Origin of the sequence: Pontibacter sp. HSC-14F20, assembly GCF_019599265.1 — a bacterium.
In the GTDB taxonomy this organism is placed as follows: Bacteria; Bacteroidota; Bacteroidia; order Cytophagales; family Hymenobacteraceae; genus Pontibacter.
Genome location: NZ_JAHZTC010000001.1, coordinates 19,955 through 42,987 on the forward strand (window position 1 = coordinate 19,955; position 23,033 = coordinate 42,987).

At 50.1% G+C, this 23,033-nt stretch carries 19 protein-coding genes, 1 other RNA gene and 1 pseudogene; 14 read left to right on the plus strand and 7 right to left on the minus strand.

The genetic code is table 11. The features are described 5' to 3' along the window. Positions 1–52 precede the first annotated feature (52 nt). Together K3G39_RS00105 and K3G39_RS00110 are read left to right on the plus strand one after the other, a co-directional pair. A complete protein-coding gene (locus tag K3G39_RS00105; protein WP_220624140.1) occupies positions 53–361 on the plus strand; it encodes a hypothetical protein in 309 nt (102 codons plus the stop codon). Positions 362–513: 152 nt separating this feature from the next. After that, positions 514–1,224: an SIMPL domain-containing protein gene (locus tag K3G39_RS00110; protein WP_220624141.1), complete on the plus strand. Its 711-nt coding sequence runs from the start codon at positions 514–516 to the stop codon at positions 1,222–1,224. Positions 1,225–1,310: 86 nt separating this feature from the next. On the opposite strand, the gene K3G39_RS00115 is transcribed toward K3G39_RS00110, so the two are convergent. The 4 genes from K3G39_RS00115 to K3G39_RS00130 all read right to left on the minus strand — a co-directional run bounded on the left by K3G39_RS00115 (position 1,311) and on the right by K3G39_RS00130 (position 5,541). Next, positions 1,311–2,309, minus strand: coding sequence for a hypothetical protein (locus K3G39_RS00115; protein WP_255593657.1), 999 nt, complete (start codon positions 2,307–2,309; stop codon positions 1,311–1,313). A gap of 621 nt (positions 2,310–2,930) precedes the next feature. Next, positions 2,931–3,388, minus strand: an RNA gene (rnpB, locus tag K3G39_RS00120) — RNase P RNA component class A. 140 nt (positions 3,389–3,528) lie between these two features. Beyond that, on the minus strand, positions 3,529–4,488 hold the full coding sequence (locus K3G39_RS00125) for a DUF2027 domain-containing protein (RefSeq protein WP_220624142.1): 960 nt from the start codon (positions 4,486–4,488) through the stop codon (positions 3,529–3,531). Positions 4,489–4,635: 147 nt separating this feature from the next. Then, positions 4,636–5,541, minus strand: a complete 906-nt coding sequence (locus tag K3G39_RS00130; protein WP_220624143.1) for a DUF2279 domain-containing protein — start codon at positions 5,539–5,541, stop codon at positions 4,636–4,638. Positions 5,542–6,252: 711 nt separating this feature from the next. Here K3G39_RS00130 and K3G39_RS00135 point away from each other — a divergent pair. Continuing rightward, on the plus strand, positions 6,253–9,696 hold the full coding sequence (locus tag K3G39_RS00135; RefSeq protein ID WP_220624144.1) for a pyruvate carboxylase: 3,444 nt from the start codon (positions 6,253–6,255) through the stop codon (positions 9,694–9,696). A gap of 358 nt (positions 9,697–10,054) precedes the next feature. Here K3G39_RS00135 and K3G39_RS00140 read toward each other — a convergent pair whose 3' ends face one another. Further along, positions 10,055–10,387: a tetratricopeptide repeat protein gene (locus tag K3G39_RS00140; protein WP_220624145.1), complete on the minus strand. Its 333-nt coding sequence runs from the start codon at positions 10,385–10,387 to the stop codon at positions 10,055–10,057. Between the two features lie 67 nt (positions 10,388–10,454). On the opposite strand from K3G39_RS00140, the gene K3G39_RS00145 reads away from it, so the two are divergent. The 4 genes from K3G39_RS00145 (at position 10,455) to K3G39_RS00160 (ending at position 14,207) form a co-directional block, all read left to right on the plus strand. Next, complete coding sequence (locus K3G39_RS00145) at positions 10,455–11,195, plus strand: electron transfer flavoprotein subunit beta/FixA family protein (RefSeq protein ID WP_220624146.1); 741 nt, start codon at positions 10,455–10,457, stop codon at positions 11,193–11,195. A gap of 1 nt (position 11,196) precedes the next feature. After that, entirely contained in the window at positions 11,197–12,177 is a 981-nt protein-coding gene (locus K3G39_RS00150; RefSeq protein WP_220624147.1) for an electron transfer flavoprotein subunit alpha/FixB family protein, read from the plus strand. A gap of 18 nt (positions 12,178–12,195) precedes the next feature. Beyond that, complete coding sequence (locus K3G39_RS00155) at positions 12,196–12,795, plus strand: bifunctional nuclease family protein (RefSeq protein ID WP_220624148.1); 600 nt, start codon at positions 12,196–12,198, stop codon at positions 12,793–12,795. 101 nt (positions 12,796–12,896) lie between these two features. After that, positions 12,897–14,207: a NupC/NupG family nucleoside CNT transporter gene (locus tag K3G39_RS00160; RefSeq protein ID WP_220624149.1), complete on the plus strand. Its 1,311-nt coding sequence runs from the start codon at positions 12,897–12,899 to the stop codon at positions 14,205–14,207. Between the two features lie 294 nt (positions 14,208–14,501). Here K3G39_RS00160 and K3G39_RS00165 read toward each other — a convergent pair. Next, positions 14,502–15,245 (minus strand): annotated as a pseudogene (locus tag K3G39_RS00165) (ABC transporter ATP-binding protein); the annotation flags it as partial. 30 nt (positions 15,246–15,275) lie between these two features. After that, positions 15,276–16,007, minus strand: coding sequence for an ABC transporter permease (locus tag K3G39_RS00170; RefSeq protein ID WP_220624150.1), 732 nt, complete (start codon positions 16,005–16,007; stop codon positions 15,276–15,278). Between the two features lie 116 nt (positions 16,008–16,123). Between K3G39_RS00170 and K3G39_RS00175 the strand changes: the two genes are divergently transcribed. The 7 genes from K3G39_RS00175 to dnaN all read left to right on the plus strand — a co-directional run bounded on the left by K3G39_RS00175 (position 16,124) and on the right by dnaN (position 23,023). Continuing rightward, complete coding sequence (locus K3G39_RS00175) at positions 16,124–16,837, plus strand: SDR family oxidoreductase (protein WP_220624151.1); 714 nt, start codon at positions 16,124–16,126, stop codon at positions 16,835–16,837. Positions 16,838–16,891: 54 nt separating this feature from the next. Beyond that, on the plus strand, positions 16,892–17,605 hold the full coding sequence (locus tag K3G39_RS00180) for a hypothetical protein (RefSeq protein ID WP_220624152.1): 714 nt from the start codon (positions 16,892–16,894) through the stop codon (positions 17,603–17,605). A gap of 21 nt (positions 17,606–17,626) precedes the next feature. Beyond that, positions 17,627–18,331: an SDR family oxidoreductase gene (locus tag K3G39_RS00185; RefSeq protein WP_220624153.1), complete on the plus strand. Its 705-nt coding sequence runs from the start codon at positions 17,627–17,629 to the stop codon at positions 18,329–18,331. A 117-nt stretch (positions 18,332–18,448) separates the two neighbouring features. Further along, entirely contained in the window at positions 18,449–19,360 is a 912-nt protein-coding gene (gene gldA, locus K3G39_RS00190; RefSeq protein ID WP_220624154.1) for a gliding motility-associated ABC transporter ATP-binding subunit GldA, read from the plus strand. Between the two features lie 9 nt (positions 19,361–19,369). Then, complete coding sequence (gene gldF / locus K3G39_RS00195) at positions 19,370–20,098, plus strand: gliding motility-associated ABC transporter permease subunit GldF (RefSeq protein WP_220624155.1); 729 nt, start codon at positions 19,370–19,372, stop codon at positions 20,096–20,098. After that, positions 20,092–21,792 carry a gliding motility-associated ABC transporter substrate-binding protein GldG gene (gene gldG / locus K3G39_RS00200; RefSeq protein ID WP_220624156.1) on the plus strand — a complete coding sequence of 567 codons (1,701 nt, stop codon included), beginning with the start codon at positions 20,092–20,094 and terminating at the stop codon, positions 21,790–21,792. Before gldF ends, gldG begins: the two co-directional genes overlap by 7 nt. A 106-nt stretch (positions 21,793–21,898) precedes the next feature. Further along, positions 21,899–23,023 (plus strand): DNA polymerase III subunit beta, encoded by a 1,125-nt coding sequence (dnaN, locus tag K3G39_RS00205; protein WP_220624157.1) that lies wholly within the window; start codon positions 21,899–21,901, stop codon positions 23,021–23,023. Positions 23,024–23,033: the final 10 nt, after the last annotated feature.

Below are 23,033 nucleotides of genomic sequence, written 5' to 3' on the forward strand. Positions count from 1 at the left end.
CCGTATAAGAAAACCACTTGAACTTAATACCTAAACGAAACCGAAAATAACTATGGAAAACGATAACAAGAGCAACCAGAATGCCGACAGTAGCAAACAAAGCCAGGGCAAGAAGGAACCAAGCGCTCTCAAACTCATGCAGCCACATGATATGTCTAAAACTGTGGAGTCGGCCATGCATGTATTTCAGGGTAAGCACGACAAACTGCCTGAACTGCTGCACGATGTAGGAAAACTGGTGTTGCAGGGCGCCCGCCGCATGAGCACGACACAGCTTATCCTGACAGCAGGGGCAGTAACCCTCGGTGCGGTGCTGGTAGCGAAATATGTGGCTGACCAGGATTTCGACTTCGAAGCCTAACAGGCTGCCTTTTGATAAAAGAGAGACCCTTCACCTTAATTGTGAAGGGTTTTTTTGTGCTTCCCCATTTCTGGTACGACCTTTGTAATTGAAGCCTATATAGCAAGTGGCTATATATACCCGAATCTTTCTAACTTTTTTAAATCAGAATTATGAAAAAAGTATCCTTTATCGCCCTAATGTTTATGCTGGCAGCCGTATTTCCGGTAGTGGCCCAGCAGCAGATTATGCCTCCGCTTATCAGCGTGAACGGAATAGGGGAGGTGAAGCTTGAACCGAATGAAGTTGTGATTAGCCTGGGAGTGGAGACGCGCGAGAAGACCCTGGACCAGGCACGCAAGCAAACTGATAAACAAGCCGCTGCTATTATCGCCTATTTGCGTAAGCAAGGCGTCGATGCTAAAGATATCCAGACCTCTTTTGTGAACCTGCAACCAATTTATGCCGGTACCGAGTTCGGAAAAGCACAGCCGGAGTTTTACATGGCCCAGAAAACGATGACCATCGTTATCAAAAAAATCAACAAGTTCGACGAGCTGTTGTCAGGTTTGTATGACAATGGTGTGAATCGCATCGATAACATTTACTTCAGAGTGTCAGACATTGAAAAGCATCGTGCCGAGGCTCGTAAAAAGGCCGTAGCCGATGCCAAGCAAAAAGCCAATGCCCTGACAGCGGAGTTAGGGGCCAAAGTAGGCAAGGTATACTCCATCAACGAGCATACCTCCAACGGTTCGCCGCGCATGGGTTATGCAAAAATGTCGATGGACATGGAAATGGCACAGGGCGGTGGTCCGTCTATTGCCGGTGGGGAAGTGACTGTGACGTCTAATGTCAATGTAAGCTTCGTGATTGAGCAATAGCCAGTTCAGGTATAGAGAATCAAAAAGAGCTCCCCGGCATGTGCCAGGGAGCTCTTCTTGATTTGATGCAGGTATAGCATTGGTATTTAATTCTGCTTCTGAAAACGCTCTATCGGGTTGAAGTTGTGCTGATCATCCAGCAAAAAGCTAACCGGCTTGCCCGGATCTACCAATATCTCTTTTTCACGGATATCCCAGGGTTTGAGCATCTCCTCCAGCATGTGCGCATACGCCGTCATTTCCCAGGGGTTGAAAACCTCATTTGTTACATCATCTATAATGGTGTCGAGGGTGATATGCGTGTCTCCTGGCTTGAGTGGGCGCTCAAAATACTCGGGCACTACGTTAAAGATATAAGCCGCATAAAATACGCGCGCCTTAAACTCCGCCACTTGTATTGGGTGCAGTTGCTGTGATAGCGTGAGGCGGTAGAGTTTGCCGAGCGCTTTGCCGATAATGCCATTATCGAGGAGCGTGCACACGAGCACGACCGGACCCAGTTTGATACTGAAGGCCATAGTCGTCAGTTCATCCTGATACTCAAAAGGTAGCTCATCTTCTAGCGGGTTAACCTCCAGTATAAACAACGAGCAGGGCAGAAAATCAGAGAATTCTACCGGCACTCGCATCGACTGCAGTACTTTAAAGAACTCACGGAATTTGCCGAGCATTTTTGGGTTTTCACTCACCGGATTCTGGGGCATAATCAGCGGGTCCGCCTCTTTGATCAGCTCGGTGATCAGGGTGCCATAATACATTTTACCGATCCACTGAAACAGTTTTTTAGGATCGAGCGCCTGCAGCCCGGCTATACCTTGCTCAGCGGCTTCAGCAATTTCCTTTTCGAGCGGAATAACGTGGTAGGTATGGCAGTGGTCACAGCAAGGGATAGTGAGTGCACCGTAAGTCGTGATGCTCTTGTCGAGCAGAAGCAGTTCCTTATCGCGCAGCTTATACCTGTCTTGCAGCCAGGTAGCAAAAACAGGCGTTCGGTTTTCGGGTTCGGTATGGGCTCCGCACAGAAAGCAGTGCTTGTCGCTGAACTGCATGTTCGGAAACGGGTCGTATAGTTTCAATTCCGTCATGATCGTGTCGTTTGAGGGTGCAAAGATACGAAGAAGTGCTTGCCACAATCAGGATTTTGAGGATAAAGAAGGATTAATGGGATTGATATTGTCTGAGAGTAGGGTACAGATCTTATAGTGAATTTCAGTACTGAATGTGTACAGGTATAGCTGCAGTTTCACGTGCACGGTTAACATTCCCCTGCCCCCTGCAAAGGAGGAATCTTAGCCGCTACTATATAGGTATAAGAAGCGTTGCAGTAACTGTCACGCGCCACTGGCAGGTATAGCAAAGGTAACTTGCCCCTTGAACTATGAAACAGATCACCTAAGCCAGGTGCACTTTTTGACGCTCCACTGTTGGGGGTGAAGGGGTCCCCCTGTCAAGAGCGTTCAGCGAGTGGGGGTAGGGGCTCCCGATTTGTAGGGTCTTGATTTTTTTGCTTACTGGGGGTAGGGGCCCTCTATTTTTTCTTAATCGAGGGCCCCTATCCCCATCAAGGGAAAAAGTAAGGCCCGCCCGGCCAGGGCAAGCTATAAAACAACCAAGTTGCTATACCTGCAAAAGCCGCTGCGTTAGCCAGCAAAAAGGAAATAAGCGTAAAAGGAAGGATAGCTTCGAAATAGAAGTGAGAAAGAAAAATTAACAGCAAGCCTGTAAGCCGGGTTCTGTCGTCAGGCCAAAGCCCAACGTCTTATCATTTATCTAGGCCTGCACTCGCGCGCAGGCTCCATCGACCTACCCACTGACATCGGACGAGCAGCCCTTAGCCCCGCCGAAGCGAGACGCTGTCAGCCTATTTGGTCTTTCAACTCCTAAGGTTTACCCAGCCGGACTGGTCACCCAGCCGCTGGTGCGCTCTTACCGCACCTTTTCACCCTTACCCTTTTTCAGTAAACAGTTAGCAATAAGCAGTTACCAGAAAACTGATCCCACTTTATTGAGCCCTGTTGACTGTTAAGGGCGGTTATTTTCTGTGGCACTGGCTGTAGCTTTCCCGTCTCCAGGAAGGCCCCTTCCCGTTAGGAAGTAGGATGCTCTGCGTTGCCCGGACTTTCCTCTCCTCCCAGGCGGGAGCAGCGATAAGACGGCCTGCTGTTAAGTTTTCTACACCTGCAAAAGTACGAAACAGTAAACAATGAACAATTATCAGTAAACAAGAATCACAGATAAATAATTCTGATGCTGAATTCTCTGAGTTTATATGGGGACTTACTGATAATTGTTCATTGTTTACTGTTATCGCAGTCTTACCAAAGTAGCACCGTAGCCGAACTTTTCTTTCTTGGCATCTTCGAAGAAGCGGATACCCGGAGTACGGCTCAGGATTTTCTGAATTTCTTTGCGGAGTACACCGTTACCGGAGCCGTGTATGAAGACGATCTCATGCATGTTGGCGGCCATGGCGCGTTCCAGGGCATCCTGAAAGCGGTCCAGTTGCAGCTTCAGCATGGCGGTGTTGCTCATGCCGGCATGATCCTCAACCAACTTTTCGATGTGCAGATCTACTTCATGATCGGGTGCCTGTACCTTAATCTTTTCCTGTGCGGCTGGCTTTTCAGAAAGTTGTTCCTTTATCTTGTCAGTGTCAACTGTAACTGGTTTGGTATCGAGTTGAAAGAGGTAGGCTTCTTTGTTGAGTACCGGAGCGGTTTTCTTGCTCTTGTAGAAAGAATTGGCGCGGAACTGCACCTTCTTGGTAACCGGCTCAAACAGACCCGGAGCGCCATTGCGATGCTGCAAAAACTGCACGATCAACGTTGGCCATTTCTCGAAATCTTTCATGTGAAAATGCGTCACCACACGGCTTGCCTTTGGAGCCAGTTTGTCGTTCTGCAAACCACGGTACTGATTATTGCGCTCTTCGCCAGATGTAAAAAGCACGTCGTAATCGGTGTTGTTCACAACGGTGGCGGCCAGTAACTCGTCTGATTGGTGCACCATGGCCAGGTAAATGCCTTTTTCGGCCAGCACCGGAGCAGCCGGTTCTTTGCGGGCTGCAGGCTTTGCATAGGCCTCCGGTTCGGTATTGCGGAAAGCCTTGGCTTCTTCCGGGGCAATTAGCACGATCTCCCTTCTGGAAACAGGTATAGTAAAGTCGTTGTCAATGGCGACTTCCACAATGTTATTTTCTAGTATGCGGGTGATGATGCCTTCCTCACGGCCCGACATTAGGCGCACGCGATCTCCTACGTTCATATTCTCGTTATTCGTTAATGGATGTTGGTTGGTCACAAGCATGTGACATGTGCCAAAGGTATAAAGCTTATGACTATACCTTATTATATAAGTACAGCCTGATTTTAATCAAAGATACGATTTGTGCGCCGGATTAATCATCCTGCTTTAGAAGTATACCGGATGGAAGCTTAGTCCGTCGGCCCGGTTGTACTCCAGCGCCGGAGCCGGTATTTTGATGATACTGAGCAGGTATAGCGTGGTGTTGAGCACTTTACTGCGGCCTTTAAAATGCATCAGGTTGAGGTCGGGACTGAGATAGAACTGCCGGCGCGCATCAAAACCACGGGCCTTGTTCAGCTCCGGATCGTTGTATACCATGCCCTCTGCGCCATAGCCGACCGCGATGCTCAGCCATTTGGGGTAATTGCTTTCTTCGCTCAGAAAATCTCCCACATTCACGGAGAGCCAATAGGTTTGCCCGTTGTAGTCTTTAAGCGCCTGCTCAGCCAAGGTATGGCCCAGCACATTTGGACGCTCCGCAGCATAAGGGGTGGTCCGGAAGGAGTATTTGGGCATAATGCGCACCTCCCGCCAAGCTAGTTCCTGCGCCATAACCGCTGCCGAGCCTACCGTATTGGCAAAGGCATCGCCAACCGAAGCACCATAATCCGCCTGAAAACCGTCGAAGATCTCGATAGGAGTTTGTAGGATGATGCCCGTCAGGCCACCGTACAGGATCGCTTTTTTTTCGGGCACACCCGCCCAGCGGAGCAGGTCTATACCTGCCCGGCTCTGGTGGAAGGCGCCCCAGAAGTGACCGGCCTTATCCATTTGCTTCCATTGCCGGTTATCGTTGAAGAAGTGGAAACCAGTTTGCTCCTGATCTTGGTACCACGCTTTATTAAGAGAAACCAGCAGGCTCGTATAGCCCACCCCAAATCCGGTACCCAGCACCACCAGCCGCTTTTTGTTGACAACGGTAGTGGCGGAGTCAGGTATAGCGGCACTGCCTGACAGCGGTTGCAGGAACGTTAGGGCGCAGAGCGAAAGAAGGAAAAGGTAATGGGACATGGCGCCAAATATACACAAGCCCGGCTACAATCGTGTCGATCTCCACATTTAGACCTTCGTTTAATCAAGATTTAATTTCCTTTTAACCTGCTTTTAATAGGTCCGCTACACCTTCGTTGCATTCCGAATTGGGTTTAAGAAACGAACTTTTGTAGGATTATTCGAAATTTGATAATGCTCAAGGTATAGAAGAAGATGCAGGAGAGGCACATGGGCCAGCGTAGCTGTTGATGCAGGAGAAAATCGGTATCGGGGCAGTTACAAAGGTTACAGAAGTACGGGAGCGCATATGCTTTTTTAGCGTGATATACGAACCAGGCCAAGTAAGGCAGATCAGGTATAGCAATTGATTTTCTGATAAAAATAAAGTTTGGGTGTTTATTTGTTTGGTAGCGTTACTGTTCAACAGTGGCGCTATTTTTTTTGCTTGCCGCCGGATCAATCTCTATATTAGTGTTTTACAATGTGTTGCGAACCCCTGAGAGGAAAAGTATAGGGAGGGCTCGTTTCTGCCTCGATTGCAGTATAACCTTATCCGGAAAAAGCCTGTATTAAGGGATGTTTTCAAAAGGGCAGGTCGCTTCATTTCCCATCTGCCATTCGTCTATACCTAGTTATTATAGTGTTGCTTGTACCGGTGGCGTATGGGGTTTTCCCTTTCGCCGTTTATCCATAAAATATAGTGCAGCTATACCTTACATCTCACCTTGTATGAAAATCAAAAAAGTACTTGTCGCTAACCGCGGCGAAATTGCCATACGTGTGCTGCGGGCCTGTACCGAGCTCAACATTCAGACGGTGGCCATCTATACCTACGAAGACCGCTATTCTCTGCACCGCTACAAAGCCGACGAGGCCTACCAGATCGGCAAAGATAACCAGCCGCTGCAGCCCTACCTCGACATCGAGGGCATTATCAAAATAGCCAAGGAAAACGGCGTAGACGCCATTCACCCGGGCTACGGCTTTTTGTCTGAAAACCAGCATTTCTCACGAAAGTGCGCCGAGAATGGTATTATTTTCATCGGTCCGCGACCGGAGGTAATGGGGGCATTGGGGGATAAAGTATCGGCCAAAAAAGTGGCGATGAGCTGCGAGGTACCCATCATCCAGAGCAGCAATCTCGACCTGAATACCTACGACACCGCTTTGGAAGAAGCCCACCGCATTGGCTATCCGCTCATGCTCAAAGCCGCTGCCGGTGGTGGCGGACGTGGTATGCGTGTGATCCGGGATGACGAGCAACTGGAAAAAGGCTTTTTCGAAGCGAAGAACGAAGCCCTGAAAGCTTTCGGTGACGACACGCTGTTCCTGGAAAAGTACGTTGAGAACCCGAAGCACATTGAGGTGCAGATCGTGGCCGACAACTATGGCAACATTACCCACCTGTTTGAGCGCGATTGTTCGGTGCAGCGCCGTTTCCAGAAAGTGGTGGAGGTGGCCCCGGCCATCAGCCTAGACGAGGAGACCCGCCAGCAGCTTTACGACTACGCCATCCGCATCTGTAAAGCCGTGAATTACAACAATGTGGGCACGGTGGAGTTTCTGGTGGAGCCGCACAACAATAACATCTATTTCATCGAAGTGAATCCACGCATCCAGGTGGAGCATACCGTGACGGAGATGATCACAGGTATAGACCTGATTAAAACGCAGCTTTTCATCGCCGACGGCTATACCTTGGATAATGAAGAAGTACTGCTCGGTCCGCAGCATACCGTGCGGGCAAATGGCGTGGCTATCCAGTGCCGCATTACTACCGAAGATCCCGAAAACGACTTTAAACCAGATTACGGTACCATCATCGCCTACCGCAGTGCCGGTGGTTTCGGCATTCGTCTCGACCAGGGCAGCGTATACCAGGGCGCCAAGATCAGTCCGTTCTTCGACTCGTTATTAGTAAAAGTGTCGGCACAGGCACCGACCTTGCGTCACGCTGCCATGAAAATGTCGCGTACCCTGGACGAGTTCCGAATCCGGGGTGTGAAGCAGAACATCCAGTTCCTGCAAAACATCATCACGCATCCGACTTTTATTTCAGGCGATGCCACCGTAGACTTTGTGAAGAATCACCCGGAGCTTTTTGTGTTCCGAAAGAGTAAGGACCGCGCGACCAAACTACTTAGCTTCCTGGCTGATGTGATCGTGAACGGCCACCCGGATGTGAAGAATCCAGATCCGAATAAAGTGCTCACCAAACCGGATTTCCACGGCTTCAACCTGAACAAACCTTACGAACCGGGCACCAAAGACCTGCTTACGCAACTCGGACCGGATGAATTCTCGAAATGGCTGCGCAACGAGAAGCAGATTCATTACACTGACACCACTTTCCGCGACGCGCATCAGTCCCTGCTGGCTACCCGTATGCGTTCGTTCGACATGCTCAAAATAGCTGAAGCCTACGCTAAAGACCATCCGCAGATATTCAGTATGGAGGTATGGGGTGGTGCTACCTTTGATGTCTGCCTGCGCTTCCTGCATGAGGACCCGTGGCGCAGACTGGCCGAACTACGCGAGGCTATACCGAACATTTTGCTGCAAATGCTGATCCGGGGTTCCAATGGGGTAGGGTATAAAGCTTATCCGGATAATCTGATTGAGTCCTTTGTCGAGAAATCGTGGGAGACGGGGGTGGATATTTTCCGCATCTTCGACTCGCTCAACTGGATGAAGAGCATGGAGCCCTGCATCAACTTCGTGCGCAAACGTACGGGCGGTCTGGCTGAAGGCGCCATTTGCTATACCGGTGACATCCTCAACCCGAGCAAAACCAAGTATACCTTAGATTACTATCTGCAGCTGGCCAAACAGCTCGAAGATGCCGGGGCACACATTCTGGCTATCAAAGACATGGCCGGGTTGCTCAAGCCATACGCAGCGCAGGTGCTGGTAGAGGCACTCCGCGATACTGTGAAGCTGCCGATTCACCTGCACACGCACGATACTTCAGGTATACAGTCAGCCACTTACCTCAAAGCCATTGAAGCAGGCGTGGATGTGGTGGACGTGGCGCTGGGTTCGATGTCGGGGCTTACCTCGCAGCCGAACTTTAACTCTATGGTAGAGGCGATGCGTTTTCAGGAGTCGCACCGCGAGTTTGACCAGAAGAGTCTCAACCGCCACGCCAACTATTGGGAAACGGTGCGCGAGTACTACTATCCGTTTGAATCGGGTCTGAAGGCGGGCACGGCCGAGGTATACCACCACGAAATTCCGGGGGGACAGTACTCCAACCTTCGTCCGCAGGCCAATGCGCTGGGGCTGGGTGATAAGTGGGAATTAATAAAAGAGACTTATGCCGAAGTGAACCAGCTGTTTGGCGACCTCGTGAAGGTAACACCAAGCTCCAAAGTAGTTGGCGACATGGCGCTATACCTGGTATCGAACGGCCTGACAACGGTAGATGTGCTGGAGCGCGGCGATCAGATTTCGTTTCCGGAGTCGGTGCAGGCGCTGTTCCGCGGCGATCTGGGCCAGCCGGTGGGTGGCTTCCCGAAAAAGCTGCAGGCCATCGTGCTTAAAGACGAAAAGCCCTACGACAGCCGACCAAATGAACACTTGGAGCCTATTAACCTGGAAGAAGAATTCAGGGCGTTTCAGGAGAAATTCGGGGAAAATACCAAGTATACCGACTTCCTCTCGTATCAGCTATACCCAAAGGTGTACGAAGCTTTCCACAAACACTATGAGCAGTACGGCAATGTCTCCAAAATCCCGACACGCCTCTTTTTCTATGGTATGCAACAGGGCGAGGAGGCTATCATTGACATCGCACGCGGTAAATCTATTGTGGTGAAGTACCAGTCACTGGGCCACGTCGACGAGGACGGTATGCGCACCGTGTTCTTCAAACTCAACGGACAGACGCGAAACATAGAAGTGCGCGACAAATCGGTGAAAGTGGAGCGGGTGCAGCACCAGAAAGTAGACAAAGGCAATTCGAAGCACATCGGGGCGCCACTACAGGGACTGCTCTCGAAGATACTGGTGGAGAAAGATCAGGAAGTGAAGAAAAACACGCCGCTGTTCGTAATTGAGGCCATGAAAATGGAAACTACTATCACGGCCTCCGAAGCCACTAAAATTGCTGACTTGCACCTGCCGGAAGGCTCACTGGTAAATACCGACGATTTGGTGGTGAGTTTGCGCTAGGCTATACCTGTTATACCTTTTCTCGAGGGCGTTTATCTCCTTTTTCCGGAATAGGGAGGAGGGTAAACGCCCTCGCTTAATTAGGACATGGGAGAAGATTGAGCTGACTCTGGCCATCACGACACTCTTTCGGATTTGCAATGACTTCCTTTTGATTGGAAATCCCCGAGAGTAGCATATTGGCAAAATAGTAAGAAGTTAATAGCTTCTACCGGATCCCATCAATCCGTGGAATAGGTTCTCCTCCAAGATTCAGGTACAGAAAAATATACCTGCAAAAGTTATGTAAGTATAATTTGCAAATACGCTGCATGCATACTATTTTTGAAACGGTACCAAACTTGCGTTTAGCAGACGGCTATTCGTCTTCATAATCCAGGCCCATAAATTTGTTGTACGCCTGTTGCAGTTCGGCGAAAGCGTGCATGTTGCCTTCCTGGCGGCTCACGAGCATCCCTTTCTTATAAGTTTGCTCCGCCATATCGTTTTGCCCGAGTTCTGCGTACAGACTGGCAGCGTGGTAATAAGTACCTACGTAGCGCTCATGTTCAGACAGCAGTTTTTCGTAAAATTCCATCGCTTTTTGCGGGTCGGAACTACGCAGCTCAGTCGCAATTGCGTATAGCGTAAACGAATCATTCGGGTCTTCTTCCAGAAACTTATAGAGTTGTTCTAATCTGTTTTGAGACATTTCTATTTGGCTATATTTTAACTAACTTCGCACAAATCTAATTTTAAATAAGCTAACATTTCTAATCATGAAAATATTAGTTTGCATCAGTAACGTTCCGGATACTACATCCAAAATCAACTTTACTGGAGATAATAAAGAGTTCGACAAGAACGGGGTGCAGTACGTGATCAACCCTTGGGATGAATACGCATTAACCCGCGCCATTGAGCTGAAAGAAGCTAAAGGCGGCAGCGTAACCGTGCTGAACGTAGGCGAAGCCGACGCTGAGCCGAACATCCGGAAGGCACTGGCCATTGGCGCCGACGACGCCATCCGCGTGAACGCACACCCGAAAGACGCTTTCTTCGTGGCACAGCAGATCACTGCCATCGCCAAAGAAGGCGGTTACGATATGATTTTGATGGGCAAGGAGTCCATTGACTACAACGGCTTCCAGGTACACAACATGGTGGGCGAAATGATGGGTATTCCGTCTGTAACGCCGGCCTTTAAACTGGATATGGTAGACGATAGCACGGCCCGTCTGGAGCGTGAGATCGAAGGAGGCAAAGAAGTGGTGGAAGTAAAACTGCCTTTCGTAGCCAGCGCCCAGCAGCCGATGTGTGAGCCCCGCATCCCAAACATGCGCGGCATCATGACGGCCCGTACCAAGCCACTCAAAGTAGTGGAAGCTGCCGGTGGCGAAGCCAAGTCGGAATACGTGAACTACAGCAAGCCCGAGAAAAAGAGCGGCGTGAAGCTGATTGACGCGGACAATGCCGGCGAATTGATTAAACTATTGAGAAACGAAGCTAAAGTACTGTAATATGTCTGTATTAGTATTTGTAGAAGGTCTGAACGGAGAGATCAAGAAGTCCTCGCTGGAGGCTGCATCATACGGCAGCCAGGTGGCACAAGCCATGGGCACATCCGCCACGGCGGTAGCCATTGGTGACGTACACGAAGACGCTTTGGCCAGACTGGGCGAGCAAGGTATCAGCAAAGTATTGTACGACGCGGACGACCGCCTGAAACAGTTCGTAGCTGACGCTTACGTGAAAGTTATCGCGAAAGCTGCCCAGCAGGAAAGCGCTAAAGTACTGGTGTTCTCCAACTCCAACATCGGTGCTGCGGTAGGCTCTAAGCTGGCTGTTCGCCTGAACGGCTCACTGGCCACCAACGTAACCGAACTACCGAAAATTGACGGCGGCAACTTCACTGTGACACGTGGTGTGTTCTCGGGCAAGGCATTCGCGCAAGTGAACCTGACCTCTGACCTGAAGATCATCGCGGTAAAGAAAAACAGCACCGACATCATCAGCAACGGGGGCACTTCGGCAACAGTAGAAAAAATCTCCGCTGATCTGGCTGAGTCTGATTTTGCTGTAGCTCCAAAGGAAACGGTGATGCAGGAAACCGACGGTGGCGTTCTGCTGCCAGAGGCTGAAATCGTCGTATCGGGCGGTCGCGGTATGAAAGGTCCTGAAAACTGGCACCTGATCGAAGAACTTGCAAAAGAATTGGGTGCAGCAACAGCTTGCTCCAAACCAGTGTCTGATATCGGCTGGCGCCCTCACCATGAGCACGTTGGCCAGACAGGTATCACGGTAAGCCCGAACCTGTACATCGCGGCTGGCATCTCTGGCGCCATTCAGCACCTGGCAGGGGTTAACTCTTCTAAAGTGATTGTCGTTATTAATAAGGATCCGGAAGCGCCGTTCTTCAAAGCCGCTGATTATGGCATAGTTGGCGATGCGCTCGAGGTACTTCCTAAATTGATAGAAGCTGCCAAAGCTTTAGACAAATAGAACAAGAAGCGCTTAATTGTGAAAAAAATACAGCTAGAGATACTCGGGCTCTCCTCCAGCCAGTCGCAGACAGGATCGTTTGCACTGGTGCTGGGAGAGCGTGATGGAAACCGCAGGCTGCCGATCATCATCGGTATGTTCGAGGCGCAGTCCATTGCCATACAGATAGAAAAAATCAACCCCAACCGTCCGCTCACGCACGATCTGTTCAAAACCTTTGCCGAGCAGATGAGCGTGAACATCACTGAGATCCTGATCTCTGACCTGAAGGAAGGCGTGTTCTATTCCAAGATCATGTGCACCGACGGAGAGAAGGAGTTTGAGCTGGATGCGCGTCCATCCGACGCTATTGCGATCGGGCTGCGTTTTGGAGTACCTATCTATACCGTGGAGAGTGTGCTGTCGGAAGCTGGCATTATTCTGAGCGACCTGGAAGAAGAGGAGGACGAAGATGAGGAAATGACTGTTAAAAGCGGTTCAACATCGAGTTCGACAACCAAGGAGCCCCTTAACCAGACTTCGGTAGACGACCTGAACAAGATGCTCAACGAAGCCCTCGAAAAAGAGGACTACGAGCGTGCCGCCAAAATCCGCGACGAGTTGAACAAGCGCAATTAGCCTAACATACGCTATATGCGAAAAGTCCTGCACCTTAAGGTGCAGGACTTTTTGTTTTAACAGATATTCGCCTTACTTTTGGCCAAATTTTTTCCCACAGCATGTTCGATATTTTCAGAGGGCTTCTTGGCCTCCTAGCCATTATTGCCATCGCCTTTGCGTTCTCCAAAAGTCGTAAAAACATAGATTGGCGTCTCGTCGCTTACGGTGTTTTCCTGCAGATTCTTTTTGGCGTGCTTGTAACGCAAGTGCCCGTAGTGGCAAAAGGCTTTGCCTATGTGAGTGAGGGCTTTGTTACCTTTCTGGATTTCTCGCAGGCAGGTGCGCAATTTCTCTTTGGTAACCTGGCCGATCCTTCCAAAAATAACGGACTAGGCTTTATTTTTGCCTTCTCGGTTCTCCCTACCATCATTTTCTTTTCTACCGTATCGGCTGGCCTCTACTACCTCGGTGTGCTCCAGAAGATCGTGTATGGCATTGCCTGGGTGATGTCGAAGGTGATGCGCCTTTCGGGTCCTGAGAGCCTATCTGCGGCAGGTAACATATTTTTGGGGCAGACGGAAGCACCGTTGCTGGTGCGTCCCTTCATCGCCCGCATGACGCGCTCGGAACTGATGTGCCTTATGACAGGTGGTATGGCAACGCTGGCAGGTGGTGTACTGGCGGCATACGTGTCTTTTCTGGGAGGCGATGATCCTGCCCAAAAGGCTATTTTTGCAGCTCACTTGCTCACAGCCTCCATCATGAATGCTCCTGCAGGTATAGTACTGGCTAAAATTCTGGTACCTGAAACGGAGCACGAAGAAATTACGAACAAACTGGAAGTAAACCAGGAGCAGTTGGGTGTGAACCTGATCGATGCGCTCTCAAGGGGAGCGGGGGATGGTTTGCGCCTGGCCGCTAACGTGGGTGGTATGCTGCTTGCTTTTATCGCTGTAATCGCTTTGGTTAACTACATCCTGACTGATATGATCGGCGTTTGGACAGGGCTGAACGAAATGGTAGTAGCCAGCACAAATGGACAGTTCAACGGCTTCTCCCTGCAGTATATACTAGGTCAGATCTTCCGTGTATTTGCCTTTATCATGGGTGTACCCTGGGCTGATACACTGCAGGTAGGCAGCTTGCTCGGGCAGAAAACTGCCATCAACGAATTTGTGGCTTACTTAGACCTTGCCAACATGAAGGAGGCGGGTACACTTGGGCCAAAGGCGCTCGTTATGGCAACTTATGCGCTGGCTGGTTTCTCTAACTTCAGTTCTATCGCCATCCAGATTGGAGGTATAGGCAGCATGGCACCAAACCAGCAGGGGCAGCTTTCCAAGCTTGGCTTTATCGCTTTGCTGGGTGCTTCCCTGGCTTGTATGATGACCGCCACTGTAGCAGGTATGCTGTTCGGCCTGGACTTCTAAAAAGATTTCTATACCTATAAAAAAGGCTCCCGCTTTACCTTAGCGGGAGCCTTTTTTTCTGAGCGGTAGGTATACCTATACCTATACCTATACCTATACCTATACCTATACCTATACCTGAGTCTTACCAGTCTGTGTGGTGGCAGTCGGCCCCTCGGGGTTTTCGGGCTGCGGTTCGTCCTGTGTTTCTATCGTTTCTGCTGAAGGCGCTTTCTCCTGGTCCTGAGTTGCTTGCTGCTGGTTATGCTGGCGCTCTTCTTCTTCACGTTCTTCTTCGCGCTCTTCTTCCTCCACCTTTTTGGCGTCGCGCATCAGGCGGTTGGCGAAGATAAAGTCGTTGAGCTCTTTGATGTCCGTGTCCATGATCTCATCTCGGGTGCCTTCCCAAAGCTTTTTGCCTTCGTACAGGAACATGATCTTGTCACCTATCTCAATCACCGAGTTCATGTCGTGTGTCACGATGATGGTGGTGATGTTGTACTCTTCGGTGATTTCTTTGATCAGTTCGTCAATCTTCAGAGCGGTCTGCGGGTCAAGGCCTGAGTTAGGTTCGTCACAGAACAGGTAAGTACAGTTCGGAGCAATGGCGCGGGCTATACCTACGCGTTTCTTCATTCCGCCACTAATCTCGGAAGGCATTTTTTTGTTTGCGCCCTCCAGTCCCACGCGCTTTAAACAGAAGTTCACACGCTCCATGCGCTCTTCCTTGTTCATTTCGGTGAGCATTTTGAGCGGGAACTCCACATTTTGTTCCACCGTCATTGAATCAAACAAAGCCGAGCCCTGGAAGAGCATGCCAATTTTGCGGCGGATCTCCTGGCGGATGTCGAGCTTGTTGTTGGTGAAGTAAGTACCGTCGAAGGTCACGCTGCCAAGGTCGGGTTTGATGAGGCCCACAATGCACTTGAGAAGCACGCTTTTGCCGGTTCCGCTGGCGCCGAGTAGCAGGTTCGTTTTACCGGTCTCGAAGACGCCGCTTACGCCGTCCAGCACTTTCTTGTCGCCAAAAGCTTTATGTATGTTGTGTATTTCAATCATGTGTTTTAAAATAGAATAAAGCAGGCCGGCCTACAGCAGGAGGTAAGCCAGCAAAAAGTCCCCGATCAGGATGGCGATAACACTGCTGGTCACGGCTGATGTACTGGCCGCCCCCACTTCCAGTGCTCCTCCGCGGGTGTTGTATCCTGTGAAAGAAGAAATAGACGAAATCAGAAAAGCGAACACCACCGATTTGATCAGGGCAAAAGTAATGTTGTAAGGTATAAACTGGTCGCGTATACCTGTAATGTATTCCTGCGGCGTCAGTTCACCTGAAATTGTTCCGGCCAAGTAACCGCCCAGAATCGAAAGGAACATAGCCAGAATCACCAGCATTGGAAAAACCAGGATAGAGGCCACCATTTTCGGCAGCACCAGGTATGAGGCTGAGTTGATGCCCATTACCTCCAGCGCGTCTACCTGCTCGGTAATCTGCATCGTACCCAGTCCGCCGGCAATACTCGAGCCCACTTTGCCTGCCAGCACAATAGACGTGATGGTAGGAGCCAGTTCCAGGATAGTCATTTCGCGCACCATAAAGCCAATGGTGGAACGGGGGATAAAAGCGTTGTCGAGGTTATAGGCTACCTGCACGCAGGTTACGGCGCCAATGAAGGTGGAAACGATGGCAACGATTAAGATAGAGTTGATGCCGATCAGGATAGCCTCGTCGATAGTGCGGCCGAATAGAATGCGTGTCGATTCTTTCCGGGTGAAGAGGCTTTGCATGAACAGCAGGTATTTCCCAAAGGATTGTAGCATACAGGCGATACGTGTTAAACAAGGTATTAAACGTGTTTCTAATCAAAAATACTGTTTAAATGCCTATATTACGGTTAAATTTTGAAAACGTATTATCTTAAATCTATATAGAGCACATGCAGCAGTATATTTTGGTGACAGGTGGCACAAAAGGCATTGGAAGAGCCGTAATCGAACAATTTGCAAAAGAGGGTTTCCATATCATCACCTGTTCCCGAAACGAGAAAGACCTGAAGAAGTTAAAGCTGGAGATTGAAGAGCGCTATACCTTCTCCAAGGTGTTTTACCAGGAGGCCGACCTGAGTGATATGGGCTCGCTGAAGAATTTTATCAACTATGTAAAAGGGCTGAAGGTAAAGTTAGAGGTAATTGTCAATAACAGTGGCCTGTTTATACCTGGCAAAGTGCACGAAGAGGAAGACTCTGCGCTGCCGATGATGATCAATACGAACCTGTACAGCGCTTATTACATCACCAAAGCCTTTGTTCCGGATATGAAAAAGCGCAGAAGCGGACATATCTTCAACATGTGCTCTACGGCCAGCATTACCCCTTATACCAACGGCGGTTCATACTGCATCTCGAAATATGCTTTACTGGGTATGTCAAAAGTTTTGCGTGAGGAGATGAAAGAGCATGGTGTGCGTGTGACGGCCATTCTGCCAGGCGCAACTTTAACGGCTAGCTGGGAAGGCGTGGACCTGCCGCCGGAGCGCTTCATGCGGCCTGACGATGTGGCCATGGCGATTTTCGGTGCTTATTCCATGTCCCCTAATAGTGTGGTTGAAGAGATCTTGATCCGGCCGCAGCTGGGGGATATTCAAGGATAAAAACCGAGAAAGGTATGCCAGCTATAACTACACCAAAAACAAACTTATACCTGTATGAAAAAAGTATACCTGTTATTACTCACGCTGGGTAGCGCTACTGTAGTATTTGGCCAGAAAATGGAGTACAGCGCCCAGCTGAATTCAGGCTTATCCAGATTTGGAGGAGAATCTGCCACACGCAGCACCATGATGTTGGTTCATGGTTCCAGGCAGGAGTTTGTGCATACGTCTAACCCCTACGGCAGTAGGTATAATGCAACCTATGGGGCCAGTTTGCAGGGTCAGTATGTGACAGCTAGGGGTTTTCTGCTCGGGGCGCAGGTAGGGTACGAGCAATTGCGTAGCCGGGCCAATATAGATAGGATTTATGGCTTAGCAGACTATAGTTCATCTATAACAACTCCTGCTGATGGAAAAGCGGTAATCGTGGCAAATAACATCAACGTGCAACCTTACCTGGGCTGGCGTATCATGCATGGTGTACTGGACCTGGACCTGACCGTGGGCTCAGACATCGCGCTAAATCACCGCCAGGTAGAAAAGTCGGAAGCTACTACTGAGGATGGTACCGAATTTAAAATAAAACAAGAATATGGCATCCTACACACCGATTTCAGACCACGACTGGGATTGACGGGGTATAAGGGCCATTTTGGTGCGTCGCTTAGCTATGCGCATGGCCTCCGAAACCACCGCGCAAATATGGATGGCGCCAACATGAAGTTATATACCCAAGTGCTCCGGATAGGACTGCTTTACAGGCTATAACAAACCCAAAAACGAAAAACCATGAAACTGGAAAATAAGATAGCCGTGGTAACCGGCGTGAGCAGAGGTATAGGGCTGGCAACTGTAAATGCACTACTGGATCAGGGCGCGATAGTGGCAGGCTGGGGAAGAACATCGCCGGAAGTGCAGCACGAGAATTTTGAGTTTGTAGAATGCGACGTTCGTAATGCCGACTCAGTACAAATGGCCTATAAGCATACTGTAGAGCATTTTAGTGGACAAGTTAGTGTGTTGGTAAACAATGCCGGCCTGGGTCGCTCTGCCATGCTCGAAGACCAGGACTTGGACGAGTGGCACCTGATGTTCGATACCAACGTGCATGGCCTCTTCTACTGCACCCGTCTGGTGGTGCCGGGTATGAAGGAGATGGGAGAGGGGCACATCATCAATATCTCTTCCATTGCGGGTACCACAGGTATAGCGCAAATGTCGGCTTACTGCGCCACCAAGCATGCGGTGCGGGGCATTTCGCACTCACTCTACAAAGAGGTGCGCGATTATGGTGTGAAAGTCACCTGCATCTACCCTGGCTCGGTGCAAACCAACTTCTTCGACAACATCGACAGCGTGACCGTGAACGATAATATGATGCGACCGGAAGACATCGCTTCTACCATTTTGCATTGCCTGGAATCGCACCCTAATTACCATCATGTAGACATAGAAGTGCGTCCTTTGATGCCGAAGGGGAGAAAGCAGGTATAGCAGATATTTGAATCAGCTTTTGTAGCTTTGCAGGCCTAATTTATGATGAAATTCGGATGATGATTGAATAATGAGGAAAGCCTGTTCATTGTTCATTATTCATTAATCATTACAAACATGTCAGTTGAAGTAAAGAACCTTACCAAAATATTCGGGTCGCAGCGGGCCGTCGACGATATTTCCTTCTCCGTTGGGCAAGGTCAGATTCTAGGCTTCCTGGGTCCGAATGGTGCCGGCAAGTCCACCACCATGAAGATCGCGACCTGCTACCTGCCCCCTACCAGTGGTACGGTGCTCGTGAATGGCTACGATGTCGTACAGGACTCCATTGCCGTGCGTCGCAGCGTAGGCTACCTGCCGGAACACAACCCGCTATACCTGGATATGTATGTGCACGAGTACCTGCAATTTGTGGCTTCTGTTTATGGCCTGAAAGGTCGCCAGTCAAAGGAACGCGTTCAGGAAATGGTGGAATTATGCGGACTCACGCTGGAGCAGGGCAAAAAGATCGGGGCGCTTTCCAAAGGTTACCGGCAGCGGGTGGGACTGGCACAGGCGCTGGTGCACGAGCCGCAAGTACTGATTCTCGATGAACCAACCACCGGCCTCGACCCCAACCAGATTGTAGAGATCCGGGCACTGATCAAGCGCATCGGCCAAGACAAAACTGTGATCTTCTCGACCCACATTATGCAGGAGGTAACCGCCATTTGCGACCGCGTCGTGATCATCAACCGCGGCAAACTGGTAGCTGATAGTGACGTAGCCAGCCTGCAGGCCGGTGCCCGCAATGAAAAGACGACCCTGGTGGAGTTTGAGCAGCCTATACCTGTAGAAGCCCTGGAGCAGGTACCGGGTGTACTGACGGCTACGCTTACAGAGGGCGCGACTTACCGGGTAGTTTCACGCAAGGATACTGATATCCGCGCTACCCTTTTTCGTGTCGCTGCCGAGCGCCAATGGCCTTTAGTCGGCCTGCGCCATGAAGAAAACTCCCTCGAAAAGATATTCCAACAACTCACGAAGTAGGTATAATTAATGCTCGCTATACTTAAGAAAGAATTTAACGGCTTCCTGAATACCCTGATCGCCTATATTGTGATTACGGTGTTTTTGGTGGCCATCGGCATGTTCATGTGGGTCTTCCCTGAGAGCAACGTGCTCGACTACGGCTTTGCTGACATGCAGACGCTGTTTAACATGGCCCCCTGGCTGTTTCTGTTCCTGATTCCGGCCATCACCATGCGCACCTTTGCCGAAGAGAAACGTGAAGGTACGATCGAGCTCCTGCTCACCAAGCCGATCTCAGATCTACAACTTATCCTGGGCAAATACTTCGCAGCGCTCCTGCTGGCGCTCTTCGCCCTTATACCTACCCTGATCTACTACTATACTGTGTACGAACTCGGTAACCCGCAAGGCAACGTGGACTCTGCCGCTGTGGTAGGCTCATACCTAGGATTGATATTTCTGGCGGGCGTGTTTGCGGCCATCGGGGTTTTTGCTTCTTCTGTTTCCGATAACCAGATCATTTCTTTTGTGATCGCCATTTTCCTGTGCTATATTTTTTACGCCGGCTTCGAGTTGATCGCTTCTATACCGGTGTGGGGCGGGAGCGGCTATTTTATCAGCCAGTTAGGTATAGAGTACCATTATTCGGCCATCAGCAAAGGGCTGATCGACTCGCGTGACGTGCTCTATTTTCTGAGTGTGATCGCGATCATGATTCTTTCCACCAAACTTGTCCTAAGCAGCAGAAAATGGTAACAGAGCAGGCAACGATACCTAAAAGTAAGCGCAGCCGCGACCTTACCCGGTTTCTGATCGCAATAGCGGCCATTGTATTTCTCAACGTACTGGCCGCCAACTTCTTTTTCCGCCTCGACCTGACGGAGGACAAGCGCTATACCATTTCACCTGTTACCAAGCAGATGTTGTCCGAGCTTCCCGAACCGGTGTTCGTAGAGGTATACCTGGAAGGCGAATTCCCGGCGGGCTTCAAGCGCCTGCAGCAATCGGTGCGCGAGACGCTGGATGAATTCCGCATTTACTCAGGTGGCAACGTGCGCTACGAATTCATCGATCCGAACGATATAACGGACGAGCAGCAACGTACAGAATTTTTCCAGAAACTGGCAGCGTCAGGTATACAGCCAACAAACCTACGGGCCAGTGAAGGCGGCAAGCAAGTGGAGCGTCTCGTATTCCCGGGTGCGCGTATCATGTACAAAGGCAAGGAAACCGGCGTGATGCTGCTGAAAGGCAATCTGGCTGCTTCCCCTGACGAGCGATTAAACCAATCGGTAGAAGGTGTGGAGTATGAACTGGCCACTGCGATCCGTAAAATGGCTTTCCAGGGCAACAAAACCATCGGTTATATCAGCGGACAGGGGCAGTTGGAGACGCAGAACGTGACGGATTTGCTGGGATCTTTACAGGAGTTTTACCGGGTAGCCCGCGGCGAGCTGCGCGATATCCCTTCATTAGAGGGGTTGGATTTGATCATCATTGCCAAGCCAACCGAAGCTTTCACCGAAGCCGACAAGTATAAGATCGACCAGTTCATCATGAACGGGGGCAAGGCCGTTTTCTTCGTGGATGCCCTCAACGCAAATATGGACAGCGTAGGAGCAGGTGGCATGTTTGCCATGCCCTACAACCTCAACCTGGATGATCTGCTTTTCCGCTACGGTGTGCGCCTGAACCCGACGATGATCATGGATCTGAACTCTGGTTTTATACCGATCGTAACCGGGTATATGGGCGAGCGGCCGCAGACGGAAATGATCAACTGGCGTTTTTATCCGCTGCTCAACACTTTCAGCAAACACCCGATCACGCGCAACATTGATGCAGTATACTCCAAATTCATCGGAACGATGGACACGGTGCGGGCCGACGGAATCCGCAAAACTCCGCTGGTCTATACCTCGGTTTACTCTCGTGTTTTGCAGCCGCCTGTGCCGCTTACACTAGAAGAAGCCCGTATGGAAGTGAAGCCGGAGCAGTACCAGGCTGGTCCGCAGCCAGTGGGATACTTACTGGAAGGTGCCTTTACTTCGCTCTTCCGTAACAGGAGAGCACCGGAGGGAGCCGCGAACCCGCAAGTGAAAGAGACAGGAGTACCGAACAAAATAGCAGTTTTCTCGGATGGCGACCTGGTGCGTAACGAGGTAAACCCACGTACCGGACAGGCTTATGAACTAGGCTTTGACAGGTATAACAACGTGACATTTGCCAATCGCGAGCTTGCCATGAACACGATTCACTACCTGCTGGACTCTGAAGGTTTGATCAATGTACGCAGTAAAGAAATACAGCTACGCCCACTGGACAGAGTGCGGGTAAAGGAGGAGCGCACTTACTGGCAATTGCTCAACCTGGTGGCCCCGATCGTGCTGCTGGGCCTATTTGGTGTGGTGCGTTACTACCTGCGCAAGCGCCGCTACGAGCACTTCTAATTTTTTTGCCCTGTATGTAAAGAAATTGTGAAATGCCGGCCCGTTTCAGGTAGTATAAATGCGAAAATTTTTTAACTTTGTCCAAATAACATTATAGCTATACATAATGAAATTTATCGTCTCTTCTTCTGCTCTTTTGAAGCAGTTAGCCAGCATAAACGGCGTAGTGACCAACAACCCGGTGGTCCCTATCCTCGAAAATTTCCTGTTCGAAATCAACGACAGCACCCTCACCATCACAGCCAGTGACCTGGAAACCTCCATGATCACCGAACTGCAGGTAGAGGCGAAGGAAAGCGGCCGCATTGCTGCTCCTGCCAAAATTCTGATCGAGACGCTGAAGAACCTGCCAGACCAGCCGGTAACTTTTACGATCGACGAAGAGACCTATACCATCGAGATCAGCTCGGCAAACGGACGCTACAAGCTCTCCGGCGAAAATGCAACTGACTTCCCGCGCATACCTGTGGTGAAAGGGGGCAGTGCTATCGAGATTCCGTCTAACGTGCTCGCCCGTGCCATTAACAAGACTATTTTTGCAGTAAGCAACGACGAGCTTCGTCCAGCCATGACGGGTATCTACGTGCAGCTGCGCTCTGATAATGTAACCTTTGTAGCAACAGACGGTCACCGTTTGCTACGTTTCCGTCGTACGGATATCGCTACGGCTCAGGAAGCTTCTCTGATCATTCCACGCAAAGCCTTCACGCTGTTGAAGTCTACGCTGCCTTCTGAGGCAACCGCTGTGCGTATGGAGTTCAACCAATCTAACGCTTTCTTTAGCTTCGACAATATCCGCATGATCTGCCGTCTGATCGACGAGCGTTATCCAGACTACGAGAACGTAATACCGGTTCAAAACCCGAATAAACTGGTGATTGACCGCGCCGCTCTGCTGAGCTCTGTGCGTCGTATCTCCATCTACTCCAATAAGACCACACACCAGATTCGGCTGAAGCTGTCAGGTTCTGAGCTGCAGGTTTCTGCTGAAGACCTAGACTTCTCTAACGAAGCAAACGAGCGACTGACTTGCCAGTATGACGGTGAAGACATGGAAATCGGCTTCAACGCGAAGTTTTTGATCGAAATGCTCAACAACATCGACGCTGACGAAATCTCTTTTGAGCTGTCTACACCGAACCGTGCCGGACTGCTCATGCCGCTTGCAAATGAAGATAATGAAAATGTTCTGATGCTGGTGATGCCTGTAATGCTGAACAATTACGTATAAGTAAATAATT

What these genes read in the sequence shown, in the direction of transcription:
- K3G39_RS00175 (WP_220624151.1), top strand. Translation starts at nt 16,124, where the DNA reads ATGCAGCAGTATATTTTGGTGACAGGTGGCACAAAAGGCATTGGAAGA.
- K3G39_RS00110 (WP_220624141.1), top strand. Translation starts at nt 514, where the DNA reads ATGAAAAAAGTATCCTTTATCGCCCTAATGTTTATGCTGGCAGCCGTA.
- K3G39_RS00115 (WP_255593657.1), bottom strand. Translation starts at nt 2,309, where the DNA reads ATGACGGAATTGAAACTATACGACCCGTTTCCGAACATGCAGTTCAGC.
- gldA (WP_220624154.1), top strand. Translation starts at nt 18,449, where the DNA reads ATGTCAGTTGAAGTAAAGAACCTTACCAAAATATTCGGGTCGCAGCGG.
- gldG (WP_220624156.1), top strand. Translation starts at nt 20,092, where the DNA reads ATGGTAACAGAGCAGGCAACGATACCTAAAAGTAAGCGCAGCCGCGAC.
- gldF (WP_220624155.1), top strand. Translation starts at nt 19,370, where the DNA reads ATGCTCGCTATACTTAAGAAAGAATTTAACGGCTTCCTGAATACCCTG.
- K3G39_RS00130 (WP_220624143.1), bottom strand. Translation starts at nt 5,541, where the DNA reads ATGTCCCATTACCTTTTCCTTCTTTCGCTCTGCGCCCTAACGTTCCTG.
- K3G39_RS00160 (WP_220624149.1), top strand. Translation starts at nt 12,897, where the DNA reads ATGTTCGATATTTTCAGAGGGCTTCTTGGCCTCCTAGCCATTATTGCC.
- K3G39_RS00140 (WP_220624145.1), bottom strand. Translation starts at nt 10,387, where the DNA reads ATGTCTCAAAACAGATTAGAACAACTCTATAAGTTTCTGGAAGAAGAC.
- K3G39_RS00135 (WP_220624144.1), top strand. Translation starts at nt 6,253, where the DNA reads ATGAAAATCAAAAAAGTACTTGTCGCTAACCGCGGCGAAATTGCCATA.
- K3G39_RS00105 (WP_220624140.1), top strand. Translation starts at nt 53, where the DNA reads ATGGAAAACGATAACAAGAGCAACCAGAATGCCGACAGTAGCAAACAA.
- K3G39_RS00170 (WP_220624150.1), bottom strand. Translation starts at nt 16,007, where the DNA reads ATGCTACAATCCTTTGGGAAATACCTGCTGTTCATGCAAAGCCTCTTC.
- K3G39_RS00150 (WP_220624147.1), top strand. Translation starts at nt 11,197, where the DNA reads ATGTCTGTATTAGTATTTGTAGAAGGTCTGAACGGAGAGATCAAGAAG.
- K3G39_RS00180 (WP_220624152.1), top strand. Translation starts at nt 16,892, where the DNA reads ATGAAAAAAGTATACCTGTTATTACTCACGCTGGGTAGCGCTACTGTA.
- K3G39_RS00125 (WP_220624142.1), bottom strand. Translation starts at nt 4,488, where the DNA reads ATGAACGTAGGAGATCGCGTGCGCCTAATGTCGGGCCGTGAGGAAGGC.
- K3G39_RS00145 (WP_220624146.1), top strand. Translation starts at nt 10,455, where the DNA reads ATGAAAATATTAGTTTGCATCAGTAACGTTCCGGATACTACATCCAAA.
- K3G39_RS00185 (WP_220624153.1), top strand. Translation starts at nt 17,627, where the DNA reads ATGAAACTGGAAAATAAGATAGCCGTGGTAACCGGCGTGAGCAGAGGT.
- dnaN (WP_220624157.1), top strand. Translation starts at nt 21,899, where the DNA reads ATGAAATTTATCGTCTCTTCTTCTGCTCTTTTGAAGCAGTTAGCCAGC.